The sequence below is a fragment of the Bacillus sp. DJP31 genome, from assembly GCF_049310945.1.
In the GTDB taxonomy this organism is placed as follows: Bacteria; Bacillota; Bacilli; order Bacillales; family SA4; genus Bacillus_BS.
On record NZ_JBMERO010000021.1, the window covers coordinates 25,240 to 44,399 of the forward strand.

Here is a 19,160-nt window from a genome sequence, read left to right on the forward strand (position 1 = left end):
CGGCCGTGTGTATCAGCAACCTTCCACATCATCGCAGTCAAAGACCAACATTGTCTATTATATAAAAATATAATAACGAATGCAAGAAAAAGTTGAATAAAATCTATTTCGAACACTTTTGTAAGTATATAGTTTTTTAAGCTGAAACACAAGGAGTGAAAATTACTAAATAATAGCAGCCATTCAACGGGAACTGTAAATATGATTAGTAGTATTAGTAACTGCAATATAGTTAGGATAAATCACTAGATTAAATATAAACAATGTTTACGAAAATAGCCAAAAATAAAAAGAGGCAGATACACAATGTGTATCTGCCTCTTCATTATATAGAAATTTTTAATTATTCAGTAATTGTTGCAACTACTCCAGCACCTACAGTACGTCCACCCTCGCGGATAGAGAACTTAGTACCTTCTTCGATTGCGATTGGAGCAATAAGCTCAATCGTCATTTCGATGTTGTCACCAGGCATAACCATTTCTACGCCTTCTGGTAAGTGACAAACCCCAGTTACATCCGATGTACGGAAGAAGAACTGTGGACGATAGTTTGTGAAGAATGGAGTATGACGTCCACCTTCTTCTTTAGAAAGAACATATACTTCAGCTTTGAACTTTGTGTGTGGCTTAACAGTACCTGGCTTAGCAAGCACTTGCCCACGCTCGATATCTTCACGAGCAACTCCACGAAGAAGTGCACCAATGTTGTCTCCAGCTTCAGCATAGTCAAGAAGCTTACGGAACATTTCTACACCGGTTACAGTAGTTGACTTAGGCTCTTCAGTTAAACCAACGATTTGAACAACTTCTCCAACTTTAACTTGTCCACGCTCAACACGTCCTGTAGCAACAGTCCCACGACCAGTAATTGAGAATACATCCTCAACTGGCATCATGAAAGGCTTGTCAGTTGCACGTTCTGGTGTTGGGATATAGCTGTCAACAGCGTCCATTAATTCATAAATCTTTTCTTCCCATTCAGGTAGTCCTTCAAGGGCTTTAAGAGCAGATCCACGGATTACAGGAACGTCATCTCCAGGGAAGTCATAGTCAGTTAAAAGGTCACGAATTTCCATTTCAACTAATTCTAATAACTCTTCGTCGTCTACCATATCACATTTGTTCATGAATACAACAAGGTGAGGTACACCAACTTGACGAGATAAAAGAATGTGCTCACGAGTTTGTGGCATTGGACCATCAGTAGCAGATACTACTAAAATTCCGCCGTCCATTTGAGCAGCACCAGTGATCATGTTTTTAACATAGTCAGCATGTCCTGGGCAGTCTACGTGTGCATAGTGACGGGCATCAGTTTCATATTCAACGTGTGCAGTTGAGATTGTGATTCCGCGTTCTCTTTCTTCTGGAGCCGCATCGATTTGATCATAATTCATTGCAGTTCCTCTTCCGTATTTCTTATGAAGAGTTACAGTGATAGCAGCAGTTAATGTAGTTTTACCATGGTCAACGTGTCCAATTGTCCCAATGTTAGCATGTGGTTTGGTTCTGTCAAATTTCTCTTTACCCATTAGAATAGCCTCCTCATAATTTAAGCTCATTATAGTAAGTTAGTATGTAATGTTTGAAAGGGAATGCCTTATAGCATCTACACTTTCAGAGCTTACATAGTAGTTATACTTAAAATTAGGGTGAAAATCAATTATTCACCTTTATTTTTTTTGATAATTTCTTCTTGAATACTCTTCGGTACATCCTCGTAATGATCAAAGTGCATTGTAAATACTCCGCGACCTTGAGTGTTTGAACGAAGCGCTGTAGCGTAACCAAACATTTCAGATAGTGGAACCATTGAGCGAACTACTTGCGCGTTCCCACGAGCTTCCATGCCTTCAACACGGCCACGACGGGCTGTAATACCACCCATGATGTCTCCCATGTATTCTTCAGGGATTACAACTTCTACTCTCATTATTGGCTCTAATACAGCTGGACTACATTTTGAAGCTGCGCTTTTAAGAGCCATAGAAGCAGCGATTTTGAATGCCATTTCAGATGAGTCAACGTCATGGTAAGATCCGTCAAACAGTTTTGCTTTGATATCCACTAAAGGGTATCCAGCAAGTACACCATTTTTCAATGCGTCATTAAGACCTGCTTCAACAGCTGGGACATATTCACGAGGAACTGTACCACCAACTACACCATTTATGAATTCAAAGCCTTTTCCTTCTTCGTTAGGAGAAAACTCGATCCATACATGTCCATATTGACCACGTCCACCAGACTGACGTGCAAACTTTCCTTCTACCGAAGCAGAACCACGGAATGTTTCACGATAGGCAACCTGAGGAGCACCAACATTTGCCTCAACCTTGAATTCACGTCTCATACGATCAACAATGATATCTAAGTGAAGTTCACCCATACCAGCGATGATCGTTTGACCTGTTTCTTGGTCAGTATGTGCTCTGAATGTTGGATCTTCTTCTTGCAGCTTTTGTAAGGCAGTTGTCATTTTGTCTTGGTCTGCTTTAGACTTTGGCTCAACAGATAACTGGATTACTGGTTCAGGGAAGTTCATTGACTCTAGAATAACTAAAGCTTTTTCATCACAAAGTGTGTCACCTGTAGTTGTATCTTTTAATCCTACTGCTGCTGCAATGTCACCTGAGTAAACCATTGAGATTTCTTCACGGCTATTTGCATGCATTTGTAAAATACGACCTACACGCTCACGCTTACCTTTTGTTGAGTTTTGAACATATGATCCTGCATTTAATGTACCTGAGTAAACACGGAAAAATGTTAACTTTCCAACATAAGGGTCAGTCATAACTTTAAAGGCTAGAGCTGAGAAAGGCTCTGAGTCGCTTGAAGAACGAACTACTTCTTCATCTGAATCAGGTAAAATACCTGTAATTGCAGGTACATCTAATGGAGATGGAAGGTAGTCAATAACCGCATCAAGCATCATTTGAACACCTTTGTTTTTGAAAGCAGATCCACAAATAACTGGGAAGAATTCAACGTTTACTACACCTTTACGTATTGCCGCTTTTAGCTCTACGTTAGAGATCTCATCTCCATTAAGGTATCTCTCCATTAAATTTTCATCAAGTTCTGCAACTGCCTCAATTAATTTTACACGGTATTCTTGAGCTTGTTCTTGGTATTCTTCTGGAATTTCGCGATCTTGAATATCAGTTCCTAAGTCATTACCATAAAAAGTTGCTCTCATTTCAACAAGGTCAATGATACCGTTGAACTGATCTTCAGCACCAATTGGTAGTTGAATAGGAGCTGCGTTTGCTTGTAAACGGTCAAGGATTGTACCTACTGAATATAAGAAATCAGCACCAATTTTGTCCATTTTGTTTACGAATACAACACGTGGTACTCCGTAAGTTGTAGCTTGGCGCCAAACTGTTTCAGTTTGAGGTTCTACACCTGATTGAGCATCAAGAACTGCAACCGCACCATCTAATACACGAAGTGAACGTTCAACCTCAACTGTGAAGTCTACGTGTCCAGGAGTATCAATGATGTTTACGCGATGACCTTTCCATTGTGCGGTAGTAGCAGCAGAAGTAATCGTGATTCCACGTTCTTGTTCTTGCTCCATCCAGTCCATTTGAGACGCACCTTCATGTGTTTCACCAATCTTATGTATACGACCAGTGTAATAAAGGACACGTTCTGTTGTCGTAGTTTTACCAGCATCAATATGAGCCATGATCCCGATATTACGAGTATTATTTAAGGAGAATTCTCTTGCCATTGGGTATTTCTCCTTCCATTTTAATTTTTTGTGGGTAGTGGCATAGAGTGATATCTAGCCAAAAAGCCGAGGAAAAGAGCATCAGAAATTAAATTCTTGAACTCTCTTCCTTTCTCTTTGAATATAAACCTACCAGCGGTAGTGAGCAAATGCTTTATTTGCTTCTGCCATTTTGTGCATTTCTTCACGCTTTTTTACTGAAGCTCCAGTATTATTCGAAGCGTCTAAAATTTCGTTAGCTAAACGCTCTTCCATAGTCTTTTCTCCACGTTTACGTGAATAGTTTACTAAGTAGCGAAGACCTAATGTTGTACGACGCTCAGGGCGAACTTCGATAGGTACTTGATAGTTAGCACCACCTACACGGCGTGCTTTTACTTCTAGAACTGGCATAACGTTCTTTAGGGCTGTTTCAAATACTTCGATTGGCTCTTTTCCAGAACGGTCTTGAACTAATTCGAACGCTTTATAAAGAATTGCTTGAGCAGTACCTCTCTTACCATCAATCATCATACGATTGATTAGGCGTGAAACTAACTTTGATTTATAAATCGGATCTGGTAAAACGTCTCTTTTTACTACAGGACCTTTACGTGGCATGTTATGTCCCCCTTTCTTGTGTTTTGATCATTTTGATCATGGAACTAGTTATTACTTTTTAGGAGCTTTTGGTCTCTTCGTACCATACTTAGAACGACCTTGCATACGGTTGTTTACCCCAGCAGTGTCTAGTGCTCCACGAACGATGTGGTAACGTACTCCCGCTAAGTCCTTTACACGACCTCCACGAATTAGTACTACACTGTGTTCTTGTAGGTTATGTCCAATACCCGGGATATACGCAGTTACCTCGATCCCGTTTGTTAAACGTACACGAGCGTATTTACGTAATGCCGAGTTCGGCTTTCTCGGTGTCATAGTACCAACACGGGTACATACGCCACGTTTTTGTGGAGATGTTACATTAGTCTGTGACTTCTTAAAGCTGTTATAACCTTTATTTAGTGCAGGAGAATTTGATTTTACAACCTTATTCTCACGGCCTTTACGGACTAACTGATTAATTGTTGGCATGTTATTTTCCTCCCTCCTTGATTAAGTCCACACACCCAGGTGGTTCATTCCTAGGCAAAAACAAAGTTTTTGTAGAACAACTCAAGAGCTATTCCACAAAAACAGTTTTAATTAGTAATTGCTACCGCTGCTGCCCCGACTTCGATTCCACAAGCTTTTCCAAGCTTTTTCATAGAATCTACTCTTGTAACAGGTACTTGTAGTTCCTTCGCTGTCTGCACTACCTTGTAAGTAACACGAGGGTCAGCATCATCAGCCACCACAAGTTCTTTTACTTCGCCGTTTTTTAAGGCTTTGATGGTTTGCTTTGTTCCTACAATCACATTGTAAGCCTGTGACACTTTTTCATAAGACAATTTCCATATCCTCCAAAGTTACAGGTATTTATAGGAGCACCCTCGATATAGTACCATCCTGACATTTAGATGTCAACTACTTGCCAAAAAATGAATCTACTTTTGAAGGGCTTTTTCTGTTTCTAATCCATGTTGATTCTCAACTGCTGTATTATTGTTTTCTCCGTCTTGTTCAGGACCTGTCACGAGAACTACATTTCTGTAGCGTGTCATTCCAGTACCAGCTGGGACAAGTTTACCAATAATTACATTCTCTTTTAAGCCGAGTAACTCGTCTCGTTTCCCTTTTATAGCAGCATCCGTCAGGACACGAGTTGTCTCTTGGAATGATGCAGCTGATAGGAATGAATCCGTTTCAAGAGATGCCTTTGTAATTCCTAGTAGCACAGGTCTTCCGGTAGCAGGTTGCTTACCGTCTAGTAGCACTTGTGTGTTTGCTACTGTAAATTGGTGGACATCTAATAACGAACCAGGTAAGACATTTGTATCACCAGCATCCATTACTCTTATTTTTCTAAGCATTTGACGAACCATAACCTCAACATGCTTATCACCAATTTCTACACCCTGCATACGATATACTTTTTGTACTTCTTTTAATAGGTACTCTTGAACAGCCGTGATATCTTTTACTTTCAGGAGTTCTTTTGGATCAATTGATCCTTCTGTTAACTCTTGACCACGGGAAATCTTTTGTCCTTCAACTACCTTTACGCGTGCACCAAAAGCAGCAATATATGATCTCGTTTCTACTTCACCTTGGATTGTAACCTCTTGCTTATCCTTAGCATCATTTATAGCTGTAACAATTCCATCGATTTCAGAGATTGTTGCTTGACCTTTAGGATTACGTGCTTCAAATAGTTCTTGAATACGTGGTAAACCTTGTGTGATATCATCTCCAGCAACTCCACCTGTGTGGAATGTACGCATCGTTAACTGTGTACCTGGTTCACCGATTGATTGTGCAGCTATAATCCCTACTGCTTCCCCAACCTCTACTTCAGTTCCTGTTGCCAAGTTACGACCATAACATTTTTTACAGACTCCGTGACGTGTGTTACATGTAAATGCAGAACGAATTCTTACTTCTTCAATACCTGCTTCAGTAATGATTCGTGCAATATCCTCTGTAATTAAATCGTTTTCTTCCACAAGAATTTCACTTGTTTTAGGATGCTTTATTGGCTTTCTGGCATAGCGACCTAATAATCGCTCATCAAGCTTCTCAATGACTTCATTACCTTCCATGAGTGCAGAAACTAACAATCCTCTATCTGTACCACAATCTTCTTCTCGCACAATAACATCCTGCGCAACGTCTACAAGACGTCTTGTTAAGTAACCAGAATCTGCTGTTTTAAGAGCTGTATCCGCAAGACCTTTACGGGCACCGTGGGTCGAGATAAAGTATTCTAGAACAGTTAATCCTTCACGGAAACTAGATTTGATTGGAAGTTCAATGATTCGACCTGCCGGGTTAGCCATAAGTCCTCGCATACCAGCAAGTTGAGTAAAGTTAGATGCGTTACCACGGGCTCCTGAATCACTCATCATGAAGATTGGGTTTAAATGATCAAGTGATTCCATAAGCTTACCTTGGATGACATCCTTTGCAGAACTCCATATAGAGATAACTCGGTCATATCGTTCTTCATCTGTGATTAATCCCCGTTTAAATTGCTTTAATACTGTATCTACTTTTCCTTGAGCCTCGGTAATGATAACCTTCTTATCAGCTAAAACGATAATGTCAGAAACACCAACTGTAATACCAGCTTTTGTAGAATATTTAAAGCCCAGATCTTTCATTCGGTCTAGCATTCTAGATGTGTCAGTAATCTTAAAGCGTTTGAATACTTCAGCAATAATATTTCCAAGGATCTTCTTCTTAAAAGGAACAATTTCCTCACGTGAAGAGATTTCCTTCCTTACATCTGTTCCTTTTTCAATAAAGTACTTAGTAGGGGTTTCCTTTTCTAAGTTATATTGAGTTGGTTCATTAATGAAAGGGAAAGAGTCAGGGAGGATTTCGTTAAAAATCAACTTACCAACCGTCGTCATTAGCAACTTTTTATTTTGTTCTTCAGTAAAGGTTTGATTTTTTAATGAACCAGCGTGTACTGCAACACGAGTATGTAGGTGTACATATCCGTTTTGATACGCAATAATCGCTTCGTTTGTATCCTTAAAGATCATACCTTCTCCAATGGCACCAGCTCTCTCAAGAGTTAGATAGTAGTTTCCTAGTACCATATCCTGTGACGGTGTAACAACCGGTTTACCATCCTTAGGGTTAAGAATGTTCTGAGCTGCAAGCATTAATAAACGCGCTTCTGCTTGTGCTTCAACAGATAACGGAACGTGAACAGCCATTTGGTCACCATCAAAGTCCGCATTATAAGCTGTACAAACTAGTGGATGAAGACGAATTGCACGTCCTTCTACTAGTGTGGGTTCAAATGCCTGAATTCCTAATCTATGCAGAGTCGGGGCACGGTTAAGTAATACTGGATGCTCCCTAATTACATTTTCTAGAACATCCCACACATCTGGTGAGACACGTTCAATCTTACGTTTCGCACTCTTTATATTATGAGCTAAGCCACGTTCAACTAGCTCTTTCATAACAAATGGTTTAAATAATTCAAGGGCCATCTCTTTTGGAAGTCCACATTGGTACATCTTCAAGTTAGGTCCTACGACAATTACAGAACGTCCTGAATAATCAACACGTTTACCAAGTAAGTTTTGACGAAAACGACCTTGCTTACCTTTTAACATATGAGAAAGTGACTTTAATGGTCTATTTCCTGGTCCAGTAACCGGTCTACCACGTCTACCATTGTCGATAAGAGCATCTACAGCTTCCTGTAACATACGCTTTTCGTTTTGCACAATAATACTAGGTGCTCCTAAATCTAAAAGACGCTTTAATCGGTTATTACGGTTAATTACCCGTCGGTACAGATCATTTAAATCAGAAGTCGCAAAACGACCACCATCTAATTGAACCATCGGGCGTAATTCTGGAGGAATAACAGGAAGTACATCTAAGATCATCCAAGAAGGATGGTTACCGGAATTTCTAAACGCTTCTAGAACTTCCAAACGCTTAATTGCTCTTGTACGGCGTTGACCTTGAGCTGTTTTAAGCTCTTCTTTTAAACCAGCAACCTCTTTTTCAAGCTCAATATCTGATAGAAGCTTCTTAATTGCCTCTGCACCCATGGCTGCTTGGAAGGATTGGCCGTATTTTTCACGATATGCACGGAATTCCTTCTCAGAAAGTAACTGTTTCCTCTCTAGTGGAGTATCACCAGTCTCAGTTACAACATAAGAAGCAAAATAAATAATTTCTTCCAAAGCACGAGGAGACATATCTAAGACCAGACCCATACGACTCGGAATTCCTTTGAAGTACCAAATGTGGGATACTGGAGCAGCTAATTCAATGTGCCCCATACGCTCACGGCGAACTTTTGCACGAGTGACTTCTACACCACAACGATCACAAACAACACCCTTGTAACGTACACGCTTGTATTTACCACAATGACATTCCCAATCCTTAGTAGGTCCAAATATACGTTCACAAAACAAACCGTCTTTTTCAGGTTTTAACGTACGATAATTAATAGTTTCTGGTTTCTTGACTTCCCCAAATGACCAAGAACGAATCTTGTCAGGTGAAGAAAGTCCAATTTTCATGTATTCGAAATTATTGACATCTATCAAGGGGCCTACCTCCCTTTATTTTAACGCCAGAATTTATGCATATAAATCTGACCGTTTTCAAAACTGTTGTACAACAGTATATCAATCACTAGATATCTGAGAAAACATTATTTAGTTGAAAATTATATACACGAACACGATAAGGAAATAGATGAGAGAGAGAAATCATGTCGATTTCTCTCTTTCTCTACTTCATAATAATATTTCATGAAGACTTCTTATTGGGTTGTCTTCATTTCACTTAAACTTCATTTTTAGCCTCGATATCGATATTTAGCTTATCAGCAGATTGAACATCATCATCATCTGTGTCTCTCATCTCTATTTCTTTATCCTCACTAGACATGATCTTCACATCCATACCTAAACTTTGAAGTTCTTTGATCAATACCTTGAATGATTCAGGAACACCAGGTTCAGGAACATTTTCTCCTTTGACAATTGCTTCGTATGTTTTCACACGGCCCACAACATCATCAGATTTAACTGTAAGAATTTCTTGAAGAGTATAAGCTGCTCCATATGCTTCAAGTGCCCATACTTCCATCTCACCAAAACGCTGTCCACCAAATTGTGCTTTACCACCTAATGGTTGTTGAGTAACCAGTGAATATGGTCCAGTCGAACGTGCATGAAGTTTATCATCAACCATGTGGGCAAGTTTAATCATATACATGACACCTACAGAAACACGGTTATCGAAAGGTTCTCCTGTACGTCCATCGTAGAGTACTGTTTTTGCGTCACGAGCCATACCAGCTTCATGAAGCGTTTCCCAAACATCTTCCTCACGAGCACCATCAAATACTGGAGAAGCTACATGAATACCTAATTTTCTAGCTGCCATCCCTAAATGTAACTCTAGAACCTGACCGATATTCATACGAGATGGTACACCAAGTGGATTTAACATAATATCAACCGGTGTTCCGTCAGGCATATACGGCATATCTTCTTCAGGTAAGATACGAGAGATAACCCCTTTGTTACCGTGGCGTCCCGCCATTTTGTCACCTTCGGAAATTTTACGCTTTTGAACAATATAAGCACGGACCATTTGGTTTACACCTGGTGGAAGTTCATCACCGTCTTCACGATTGAAAACTTTAACGTCAAGTACGATACCACCACCACCGTGTGGTACACGTAAAGATGTATCACGTACCTCACGCGCTTTTTCACCAAATATTGCGTGTAATAGACGTTCTTCAGCTGTAAGCTCAGTTACACCTTTAGGGGTAACCTTCCCTACTAATAAATCGCCATCTTTTACTTCAGCACCAACACGAATGATTCCACGAGCATCAAGGTTCTTTAATGCGTCTTCCCCAACGTTAGGAATATCACGTGTGATTTCTTCAGGTCCAAGCTTTGTATCACGTGCTTCTGACTCATATTCTTCAATATGAACAGACGTATATACATCATCTTTTACGAGACGCTCACTCATGATGATTGCATCCTCGTAGTTATATCCATCCCATGTCATGAACGCCACTAATACGTTACGTCCTAGAGCTAATTCACCTTTTTCCATTGAAGGACCGTCAGCCAAGATTTCACCTGTTACCACTTCGTCTCCAACACTTACAATTGGGCGTTGGTTGTAGCATGTACCTTGGTTAGAACGGATGAACTTTTGTAGTTTATATTTATCAAGGTCACCTTTAACTTTTTCACCAGCTACTTCAGTATATCTTCTGACTAGTATTTCTTTTGCTTGCACTTTTTCAACTACTCCAGGTTGCTTACAAATAACAGCAGCTCCTGAATCTTTTCCAGACATATACTCCATGCCTGTTCCGACAATTGGAGCCTCTGGGTCTAACAAAGGAACAGCTTGACGTTGCATGTTTGCCCCCATAAGAGCACGGTTGGAGTCATCATTTTCTAAGAAAGGGATACAAGCAGTGGCTGCAGAAACAACTTGCTTAGGAGATACATCCATATAATCAACACGATCTTTATAAACAACTGTGTTTTCTCCACGGAAACGCGCAACGATATCATCATCAATAAATGAACCGTCATCTGCTAATCTGGCGTTTGCTTGTGCAACTACATAATTGTCTTCCTCATCCGCTGTTAAGTAATCTATTTGGCTAGTTACTTTCCCAGAATCAGGATCTACTTTACGATATGGGGTTTCAATAAACCCAAAACGATTCACTTTAGCATAACTTGATAGTGAGTTGATTAGACCGATGTTTGGACCCTCTGGCGTTTCAATTGGACACATACGACCATAATGGGAGTAGTGAACGTCACGCACTTCGAATCCAGCACGTTCACGTGTTAAACCACCGGGCCCTAAAGCCGATAGACGGCGTTTATGAGTCAATTCAGCTAAAGGATTGGTTTGATCCATAAACTGTGACAATTGAGAACTTCCAAAGAATTCTTTTATTGATGCAATAACTGGACGTATATTTATTAATGCTTGTGGTGTAATTGCGTTCGTGTCCTGGATAGACATTCTCTCACGTACGACACGTTCCATTCTAGATAGACCGATACGGAATTGGTTTTGTAATAATTCACCAACAGAACGTAAGCGACGATTACCTAAATGGTCAATATCATCTGTATCTCCTACTTTATATAAGAGGTTAAAGAAATGACTAATAGAAGCAATAATATCAGGAGATGTAATGTTCTTAATACTTACATCTATATTCGCATTGCTTAAAACATTAATAACATGATCGCCTTCACCTTCAATTGGCGCAAAGATTTTAATAGACTGTAATGTCATATCTGAAGCTAATATTGAAGAAGAAGGGCGGAAAGTAGTATAGCCAACATTTTCTTCTAAAGCAGGTAATACTCGATCTAACGTACGACGATCTAGTACAGTACCTTTTTCTACTAAGATCTCACCAGTTTCTGGATCTACTAAAGATTCTGCTAAACGTTGGTTAAATAAGCGATTCTTAATATGAAGCTTTTTATTAATCTTATAACGACCAACATTTGCCAAATCATAGCGCTTTGGATCGAAGAATCTAGATTCTAATAGACTCTTTGCATTATCAACTGTTGGTGGCTCTCCAGGACGAAGACGTTCATAGATTTCAAGTAATGCCTTTTCTGTATTCTCGGTGTTATCCTTATCAAGGGTATTTCTTAAGTATTCATTATCTCCAAGTAAATCTATAATTTCTTGGTCAGTACTGAAACCTAATGCACGCAAAAGAACCGTAACCGGCAGCTTCCGAGTACGATCGATACGAACATACACAACGTCCTTGGCATCTGTTTCATACTCAAGCCAAGCACCACGGTTTGGAATAACAGTAGCTGTAAAGCCACGTTTACCGTTCTTATCAATTTTCCCATTATAGTAAACACTCGGAGATCGAACTAGCTGTGAAACGATAACACGCTCAGCACCATTGATGACAAACGTACCTGTTTCCGTCATTAAAGGGAAGTCTCCCATAAACACATCTTGCTCTTTTACTTCACCAGATTCCTTATTAAGTAGACGAACTTTCACCCTTAAAGGAGCTGAATATGTAACATCTCTTTCTTTTGTTTCATCCACAGAGTATTTTGGTTCGCCTAAGCTATAATCTATAAACTCTAGTGACAAATTACCTGTGAAATCCTCAATTGGTGAAATATCATGGAACATTTCACGTAATCCCTCATCAAGAAACCACTGATAAGAAGAGGTTTGGATTTCAATAAGATTTGGTAATTCTAAAACCTCACTAATGCGAGCAAAGCTTCTGCGTTGGCGGTGGCGTCCGTACTGAACTAGTTGACCTGTCAACTGATTCACCCCTCAAATCAAGCATATTTATTTCACATCGAAAACACAAAAGCTTTCGAAATGATGAACAATGATTAAAACAAAATTAGACTTGTAAACTAATACAACCTATTCATTCATAAGACAAAAGAAAAAAGGGTTTCATTTTAGAAAACCACATTTAAACTTTAGGTCCTATTGAATTAGTTTTCCCTTATTATTCGGATATTATACGTTTACTGTATAAAGTTAACCAAGGAAAAAAATATATGTAGGCATTATATAATGCTAACACAGGTAAAATTATCCGTCAATCAATTTTTATGTAATTCTTCTTGACTTTTTTGCCCTTATAATAAAATAGCCTTTACTTCTAGAAATAGTTTCAACCAAAGGTGTAAGAGTCAGTAACTTTTCTATCGCCGATGGCGCACCTTGCTTCTTTTGAATCACAATCCACAAATCTCCGTTGGGGGCTAAGTGTTTGAAGCTTTCCTCAAGTATCTCATGAACAACCTTTTTCCCTGCACGTATAGGAGGATTTGTAAGAATTGCTGCATAATTTATATGGGTGACATTTTGAAGAGCATTACTATAAAACACCTCAACATTCGATACTAGATTAACCATCGCATTTTCTTTTGAAAGTGTTAAAGCACGCTCATTTACATCTACCATATCGATTGTTCTAATAGGGAATTCTTTTGCTAAGGTAATCCCTATTGGTCCATAGCCACAGCCGACATCTAATAATCTCCCATCTACATCTGGCAGACTAAACGAGTCTAGTAATAACCTCGATCCAAAGTCCACATCACCTTTTGAAAATACCCCTGAATCCGTTGTAAATGTTAACTTACTTCCTCGAAGAGTAGATTCCCACCTTTGCGGTTTACTCTCCACAGACGGATTTCGAGAATAATAATGTTCACTCATACACACTACTCCTCTCAATTGATTTGGGTTTGGGTTTTCGTGACGAGGCCGTTGCTTCCCCGAGTAATCTTCACACACCCCCACCCTGATGGATATGAGACTTTTTAAAAAGTACGTGTTAAATATTTCTGTTGATTGCAGCGAGGGGATGCTCGCTTTCCGCTCCAATCAATATAGGCTCCTTAAATTAGCTCTTTTTTCGGAACTATCTACTTTTCCAGTGGTCTCGATGGATACAACGAAGTGCCACACAGAAAAAATTCAAATGAAAAGCTTACTTTTCATTTTGACTTTTTCTCTATTTGAAGTAAGGAAGGAACTGAATAACCAAACAATACTCAGGCTTCAATAAACCTTTTTCATGTACTATATTTTCCCAATCCCATATATTTTTATACAAAAATAAGCTCGCTACAATAGCGAGCTTACCTCTTTTAGCCAATATTACTTAACTTCTACGTTAGCTCCAACTTCTTCAAGCTTAGCTTTAACCGCTTCAGCTTCTTCTTTAGCAACGCCTTCTTTAACAGCCTTAGGCGCGTTATCAACAAGGTCCTTCGCTTCTTTTAATCCAAGACCAGTGATTTCACGTACTGCCTTGATAACCTTGATTTTTTGATCTCCAGGGCTAGAAAGGATTACGTCAAATTCTGTTTGCTCTTCAACAACAACCGCACCAGCACCAGCCATAGCCATAGGAGCAGCAGCAGTAACTCCGAATTCATCTTCAATTGCTTTTACTAAGTCATTTAGTTCTAAAACAGTCATATTTTTAACTGCTTCGATAATTTGTTCTTTAGTCATGAGAAATATCCTCCTTTTATTTTTTAAGGTTTTTTGTTTTACGCGGTACATTTTACTTGATTATGCGCCTTGTTCTTCTTTTTGTTCTGCGACAGCTTTTGTAGCAAGAGCAAGATTTCGAATAGGTGCTTGAAGCACGCTAAGCAACATAGAAAGTAAACCTTCACGAGAAGGAAGTTCAGCAAGTGCCTTCACATCTTCTAGCGTTGCAATATTACCTTCAATGACACCAGCTTTGATTTCTAACTTCTCGTTCTTCTTCGCAAAATCATTTAAGATTTTTGCAGGAGCTACAACATCATCTGTACTAAATGCGATTGCATTTGGTCCAGTAAGAAATTCATTTAGTCCTTCTAATCCAACTTCAGAACTAGCACGGCGAGCAAAAGTATTTTTATATACTTTAAATTCAATACCAGCTTCACGAAGTTGCTTACGTAATTCAGTTAATTGACCAACTGTTAATCCACGATAATCAACTACGATCGTTGATTTACTACCACGAAGTTTGTCAGCAATTTCAGATACAGTTTGTTTTTTCAGTTCAACTGCGCTGCTCATTTCTACACCTCCTGTAAGTTACTCCATAAATACCGTTCAAATGGTGTATTAAAAAACCTCCATGGCAATGGCTGACATGGAGGTAGTAATAGACAGCAAATTAAATTTGCATCTGTTATCTAATCACCTCGGTAGGATTTATGCATGAAACGCACCTACTGTCTACGGTATAAATGATTTATTTTTGAAACAACATTTTATATTTTACAGCCAACAGGGTTAAATGTCAACTTATTTTACTGCAGAAAATGTAGACGAATCTACCTTAACACCAGGACCCATAGTAGAACTTAAAGCAACGTTCTTCATATAAGTACCTTTAGCAGCAGCAGGTTTAACCTTCATAAGTGTATCATATATAGTTGCAAAGTTTTCAATCAGCTTTTGATCATCAAAAGAAACTTTACCAACTGGAACATGTATAATACCCGCTTTGTCTGCGCGGTATTCAACTTTACCAGCTTTAATTTCGTTAACGGCTTTTGTTACATCAAATGTAACTGTACCCGTTTTAGGGTTTGGCATTAAACCTTTAGGTCCTAAAACACGACCTAGTTTACCAACTTCACCCATCATGTCAGGTGTAGCAACGATTACATCGAATTCAAACCAACCTTTAGTGATCTTTTCAATGAAATCGATATCTCCTACAAAATCAGCTCCAGCAGCTTCTGCTTCCTTCGCCTTTTCACCCTTAGCAAATACTAAAACGCGTTGAGTTTTACCAGTACCATTTGGAAGCACTACTGCACCACGAATTTGTTGATCTGCTTTCTTAGGGTCAATCCCTAAACGGAATGCTGCTTCAACAGTAGCATCAAATTTAGTTACGCTAGTCTTTTTCACAAGGTCTACCGACTCAGAAACAGAGTATGCTTTAGTACGATCGACAAGCTTTTCAGCTTCTAAATACTTCTTACCCTTTTTAGCCATTTTCATTTCCTCCTTGATTGTGGTTTTAACGGATATACCTCCCACGATTAAAGGTTGCGAGACTTGGAATTTTTCCATATCCGCAACCTCGGCCATTCAAAGACGCCATTCACGGGATTAGTCTTCGATGATAATTCCCATGCTACGCGCTGTACCTTCAACCATTCTCATAGCAGCTTCTACACTTGCTGCATTTAGATCCGGCATTTTTTGTTCTGCAATTTCGCGTACTTTATCACGCGTAACAGTTGCAACTTTCTTTTTGTTTGGTTCACCAGAACCAGACTGAATTCCAGCTACTACTTTTAATAAAACTGCAGCAGGCGGAGTTTTTGTAATAAATGTAAATGAACGGTCTTCAAATACCGTGATTTCAACAGGGATTATTAATCCTGCTTGATCAGCTGTACGAGCATTGAATTCCTTACAGAATCCCATAATGTTCACACCTGCTTGACCTAATGCAGGTCCTACTGGCGGTGCAGGGTTTGCTTTACCGGCAGGGATTTGAAGCTTAACAATCTTAATGACTTTTTTAGCCACGAGACACACCTCCTTAAGTCCGTGATGTGGTAATAGGGCATTGCCCTCCCACTCATCCTTCTTTATATTATCTAATAAAGAATTTGACGAATATCGCCTTCTTTTTGAAGACATATTGACCTATGCAATATTACCACTTTCATTAGACAATTTCAAGTTTTTCATTTATATTTTTTCGATTTGTGAGAAATCAAGCTCTACAGGTGTCTCCCGGCCAAACATGTTTACATGTACTTTCGCCTTTTGTTTCACCTTATCCATTTCCTCAATCTTACCAGTAAAGTTAGCGAAAGGTCCTTCGATTACTCTTACGCTTTCTTTAAGTTCAAACCTCGTATCAAGCTTCGGTTGTTCCATTCCCATGCGCTTTAAGATGAACGTAATTTCCTCGGGCTGTAATGGAGTTGGTTTAGAACCATGTCCTGAAGATCCAACGAAACCTGTTACACCCGGTGTATTCCGAACAACATACCATGAATCATCTGTCATAATAATTTCCGCAAGTACATATCCAGGGAAAACTTTCTTTTTAGTAACCTTCTTTTTGCCATCCTTTATCTCTGTTTCTTCCTCTTCAGGAACAAGAACTCGAAAGATCTTGTCTTGCATGCCCATTGATTCTACACGCTTCTCCATGTTGGCTTTAACCTTATTTTCATAACCAGAGTAAGTATGAACTACATACCATTGTTTTTCCATGTGCTAGGACGTTTGTCCTTCCCTCCTCAAAATCATATATTTTTAATTAAATCAGGTTTTTGTATCATGTAACTTTCATTAATTATGGGTTATAGACCTAAATCCTCACCTTCTTGGTGGGGTAAGAATGATATCCTATCAACTCAAAAATTCTCCAGTTCCATTTGTTTACAACTATTTAGATTGAATTGCTAAAAAAGACAAATTAAAAAACCCGTGTTACGGGGTTTTTCGGAAATACCTTTATTATCCACCATTATACCATGAGTGTATAAGAATTATTCAAGTAGTGAATCAAATTAAGGAAGCACTAGTCGAATTAACGCGGATATTCCTTGGTCTATAATAGCAAAAAAGACAGCAACAAAAGCAACAGTCGAAACAACCGTAATCGTATAACGAGTTAATTCTTTTCTCTTTGGCCAGCTTACTTTCTTCATTTCACGTACTACATCACGTAAAAATTTCGTTAATCGTTGTATCATGGCTACCATTATGACTACCTCCAACTATCCTACAGTCAAGCTCTTTATATAAAGAGAGTATTATTTTGTTTCCCGGTGAACAGTGTGAGAATTACACACCTTACAAAACTTATTTACTTCTAACCTATCAGCTAAGGTTGTATTCTTCATTGTTGAATAGTTCCTTTGTGAACAAACCTCACAAGCTAGTATTACTTTTTTTCGCATTTTTTCACCTTTTACAATAAAAAAGATAAGTTCAAGCTATCTACAATCTATAAAAATGTATCACAGTTAGAAATTGTATGTCAACAAGCCTTTTGTTTACAATGTTATTTCTCGCAGCTCTAAGTAGCGTTCAAGTTTCCTCTTTACCCTTTGGAGTGCGTTATCAATAGATTTGACATGTCTATTTAGTTCATCCGAGATCTCTTGGTAAGATTGGCCATCTAGATAAAGGGCGAGTACTTTTCGTTCTAAATCACTTAGAAGCTCCGCCATTTTTAGCTCAATATCATCAAATTCCTCTTTGTTAATAATTAATTCCTCGGGATTTAAGATTTTCGCACCCGAAATGACATCCATAAGTGTTCGATCTGACTCTTCATCATAAATAGGTTTGTCCAATGATATGTATGAATTCAGAGGTATATGCTTTTGTCTCGTGGCTGTTTTAATAGCCGTAATGATTTGTCTTGTTATGCATAGTTCGGCAAAAGCTTTAAACGAAGATAGCTTGTCCTCTTTAAAGTCACGAATTGCTTTATAAAGACCTATCATTCCTTCTTGGATAATATCTTCACGATCAGCGCCAATTAAAAAGTAAGAACGAGCCTTGGCACGTACAAAGTTCCGGTACTTGTTAATTAAGTAATCAAGCGCCTCTGCATCACCTTGATGAACATGATCGACTATGATTTCATCTTCTAATACTTCGAACTTCATGTTGTCATTTTCCTTGAGGTACGAATTCACTCCTATCCCTCCGGACTCACACAGTAGATAGAAATATTATACAGCAGTTTTCAGAGGAGCGTCAACTACTCATCGCTCTCCTCTTCTCCATTTTTCAAAAATTTCTGTAAGTTCATCAGATAGCTGGATACGTGAAGGTCTCTTATCTTCCTCTTTTAGAAGGGTTTTTTTTATCCCCTTCTCAATTGTATGCATTTCAATAAGTAGTTCCCGTGCAGATTTTCGTAATGCTCCTTGTCCGAAAATGACCCATTGCTCTGTGAGGTCAGAAGTTGCCACATGTATTTGGGTACGTATATTTCTTAACTCTTTTGTTAATTTTTCAATTCGTTCATCAGCTGTCTCGTCTTCCCTTGTAAAAACAATCTCTACTTTATGATTTTTCTTCTTCTTTTCAATTCCTTTAACCAAATGTGCATCGAAAACGATAATGACCCGGTAACCCGTATAGGCCTGATACTCTGCCATTTTTTCGATAAGAGAATCTCTAGCCGCTGAGAGATCTGTTAGTTTTAATTTCCGTAGCTCTGGCCAGGCACCAATTACGTTATAGCCATCAACAAGCAATACATCGAT

The 19,160-nt window shown here is 38.9% G+C and carries 17 protein-coding genes and 1 other annotated feature; all 17 genes read right to left on the reverse strand.

All coding sequences use genetic code 11. From position 1 onward, the window contains the following. Nucleotides 1–343: 343 nt before the first annotated feature. Complete coding sequence (gene tuf, locus ACOI1C_RS16770) at nt 344–1,534, reverse strand: elongation factor Tu (protein WP_422511745.1); 1,191 nt, start codon at nt 1,532–1,534, stop codon at nt 344–346. 131 nt (nt 1,535–1,665) lie between these two features. Continuing rightward, nucleotides 1,666–3,744 (reverse strand): elongation factor G, encoded by a 2,079-nt coding sequence (gene fusA / locus ACOI1C_RS16775; protein WP_422511746.1) that lies wholly within the window; start codon nt 3,742–3,744, stop codon nt 1,666–1,668. Between the two features lie 129 nt (nt 3,745–3,873). Next, a complete protein-coding gene (rpsG, locus tag ACOI1C_RS16780; protein ID WP_422511747.1) occupies nt 3,874–4,344 on the reverse strand; it encodes a 30S ribosomal protein S7 in 471 nt (156 codons plus the stop codon). A 51-nt stretch (nt 4,345–4,395) separates the two neighbouring features. Beyond that, nucleotides 4,396–4,818 carry a 30S ribosomal protein S12 gene (gene rpsL / locus ACOI1C_RS16785; RefSeq protein WP_422511748.1) on the reverse strand — a complete coding sequence of 141 codons (423 nt, stop codon included), beginning with the start codon at nt 4,816–4,818 and terminating at the stop codon, nt 4,396–4,398. 107 nt (nt 4,819–4,925) lie between these two features. Next, nucleotides 4,926–5,174, reverse strand: a complete 249-nt coding sequence (locus ACOI1C_RS16790) for a 50S ribosomal protein L7ae-like protein (protein WP_422511749.1) — start codon at nt 5,172–5,174, stop codon at nt 4,926–4,928. A gap of 96 nt (nt 5,175–5,270) precedes the next feature. After that, nucleotides 5,271–8,912, reverse strand: a complete 3,642-nt coding sequence (gene rpoC, locus ACOI1C_RS16795; protein WP_422511750.1) for a DNA-directed RNA polymerase subunit beta' — start codon at nt 8,910–8,912, stop codon at nt 5,271–5,273. Between the two features lie 241 nt (nt 8,913–9,153). Next, entirely contained in the window at nt 9,154–12,690 is a 3,537-nt protein-coding gene (gene rpoB, locus ACOI1C_RS16800) for a DNA-directed RNA polymerase subunit beta (protein ID WP_422511751.1), read from the reverse strand. Between the two features lie 300 nt (nt 12,691–12,990). Then, the gene (locus ACOI1C_RS16805; RefSeq protein WP_422511752.1) at nt 12,991–13,605 is read right to left on the reverse strand and encodes a class I SAM-dependent methyltransferase; all 615 of its coding nucleotides are present in this window, start codon (nt 13,603–13,605) and stop codon (nt 12,991–12,993) included. Nucleotides 13,606–14,049: 444 nt separating this feature from the next. After that, nucleotides 14,050–14,409, reverse strand: coding sequence for a 50S ribosomal protein L7/L12 (gene rplL, locus ACOI1C_RS16810; RefSeq protein WP_422511753.1), 360 nt, complete (start codon nt 14,407–14,409; stop codon nt 14,050–14,052). A 60-nt stretch (nt 14,410–14,469) separates the two neighbouring features. Next, a complete protein-coding gene (gene rplJ, locus ACOI1C_RS16815; RefSeq protein WP_422511754.1) occupies nt 14,470–14,970 on the reverse strand; it encodes a 50S ribosomal protein L10 in 501 nt (166 codons plus the stop codon). A 41-nt stretch (nt 14,971–15,011) separates the two neighbouring features. Next, nucleotides 15,012–15,156, reverse strand: a sequence feature (ribosomal protein L10 leader region). A 45-nt stretch (nt 15,157–15,201) separates the two neighbouring features. Beyond that, the gene (gene rplA / locus ACOI1C_RS16820) at nt 15,202–15,903 is read right to left on the reverse strand and encodes a 50S ribosomal protein L1 (protein WP_422511755.1); all 702 of its coding nucleotides are present in this window, start codon (nt 15,901–15,903) and stop codon (nt 15,202–15,204) included. A 117-nt stretch (nt 15,904–16,020) separates the two neighbouring features. Beyond that, a complete protein-coding gene (rplK, locus tag ACOI1C_RS16825) occupies nt 16,021–16,446 on the reverse strand; it encodes a 50S ribosomal protein L11 (RefSeq protein ID WP_422511756.1) in 426 nt (141 codons plus the stop codon). A 165-nt stretch (nt 16,447–16,611) separates the two neighbouring features. Beyond that, on the reverse strand, nt 16,612–17,145 hold the full coding sequence (gene nusG, locus ACOI1C_RS16830) for a transcription termination/antitermination protein NusG (protein WP_422511757.1): 534 nt from the start codon (nt 17,143–17,145) through the stop codon (nt 16,612–16,614). A 299-nt stretch (nt 17,146–17,444) separates the two neighbouring features. Then, complete coding sequence (gene secE / locus ACOI1C_RS16835; protein WP_422511777.1) at nt 17,445–17,627, reverse strand: preprotein translocase subunit SecE; 183 nt, start codon at nt 17,625–17,627, stop codon at nt 17,445–17,447. 63 nt (nt 17,628–17,690) lie between these two features. Then, a complete protein-coding gene (gene rpmG, locus ACOI1C_RS16840) occupies nt 17,691–17,837 on the reverse strand; it encodes a 50S ribosomal protein L33 (RefSeq protein ID WP_422511758.1) in 147 nt (48 codons plus the stop codon). 96 nt (nt 17,838–17,933) lie between these two features. Further along, on the reverse strand, nt 17,934–18,554 hold the full coding sequence (gene sigH / locus ACOI1C_RS16845) for an RNA polymerase sporulation sigma factor SigH (RefSeq protein ID WP_422511778.1): 621 nt from the start codon (nt 18,552–18,554) through the stop codon (nt 17,934–17,936). 99 nt (nt 18,555–18,653) lie between these two features. Further along, a complete protein-coding gene (locus ACOI1C_RS16850; protein ID WP_422511779.1) occupies nt 18,654–19,160 on the reverse strand; it encodes an NYN domain-containing protein in 507 nt (168 codons plus the stop codon).

Excerpts from the sequence above, each read along its gene's own strand:
- tuf (WP_422511745.1), bottom strand. The coding sequence starts at position 1,534 with ATGGGTAAAGAGAAATTTGACAGAACCAAACCACATGCTAACATTGGG.
- fusA (WP_422511746.1), bottom strand. The coding sequence starts at position 3,744 with ATGGCAAGAGAATTCTCCTTAAATAATACTCGTAATATCGGGATCATG.
- rpsG (WP_422511747.1), bottom strand. The coding sequence starts at position 4,344 with ATGCCACGTAAAGGTCCTGTAGTAAAAAGAGACGTTTTACCAGATCCG.
- rpsL (WP_422511748.1), bottom strand. The coding sequence starts at position 4,818 with ATGCCAACAATTAATCAGTTAGTCCGTAAAGGCCGTGAGAATAAGGTT.
- ACOI1C_RS16805 (WP_422511752.1), bottom strand. The coding sequence starts at position 13,605 with ATGAGTGAACATTATTATTCTCGAAATCCGTCTGTGGAGAGTAAACCG.
- rplL (WP_422511753.1), bottom strand. The coding sequence starts at position 14,409 with ATGACTAAAGAACAAATTATCGAAGCAGTTAAAAATATGACTGTTTTA.
- rplJ (WP_422511754.1), bottom strand. The coding sequence starts at position 14,970 with ATGAGCAGCGCAGTTGAACTGAAAAAACAAACTGTATCTGAAATTGCT.
- rplA (WP_422511755.1), bottom strand. The coding sequence starts at position 15,903 with ATGGCTAAAAAGGGTAAGAAGTATTTAGAAGCTGAAAAGCTTGTCGAT.
- nusG (WP_422511757.1), bottom strand. The coding sequence starts at position 17,145 with ATGGAAAAACAATGGTATGTAGTTCATACTTACTCTGGTTATGAAAAT.
- rpmG (WP_422511758.1), bottom strand. The coding sequence starts at position 17,837 with ATGCGAAAAAAAGTAATACTAGCTTGTGAGGTTTGTTCACAAAGGAAC.
- sigH (WP_422511778.1), bottom strand. The coding sequence starts at position 18,554 with ATGAAGTTCGAAGTATTAGAAGATGAAATCATAGTCGATCATGTTCAT.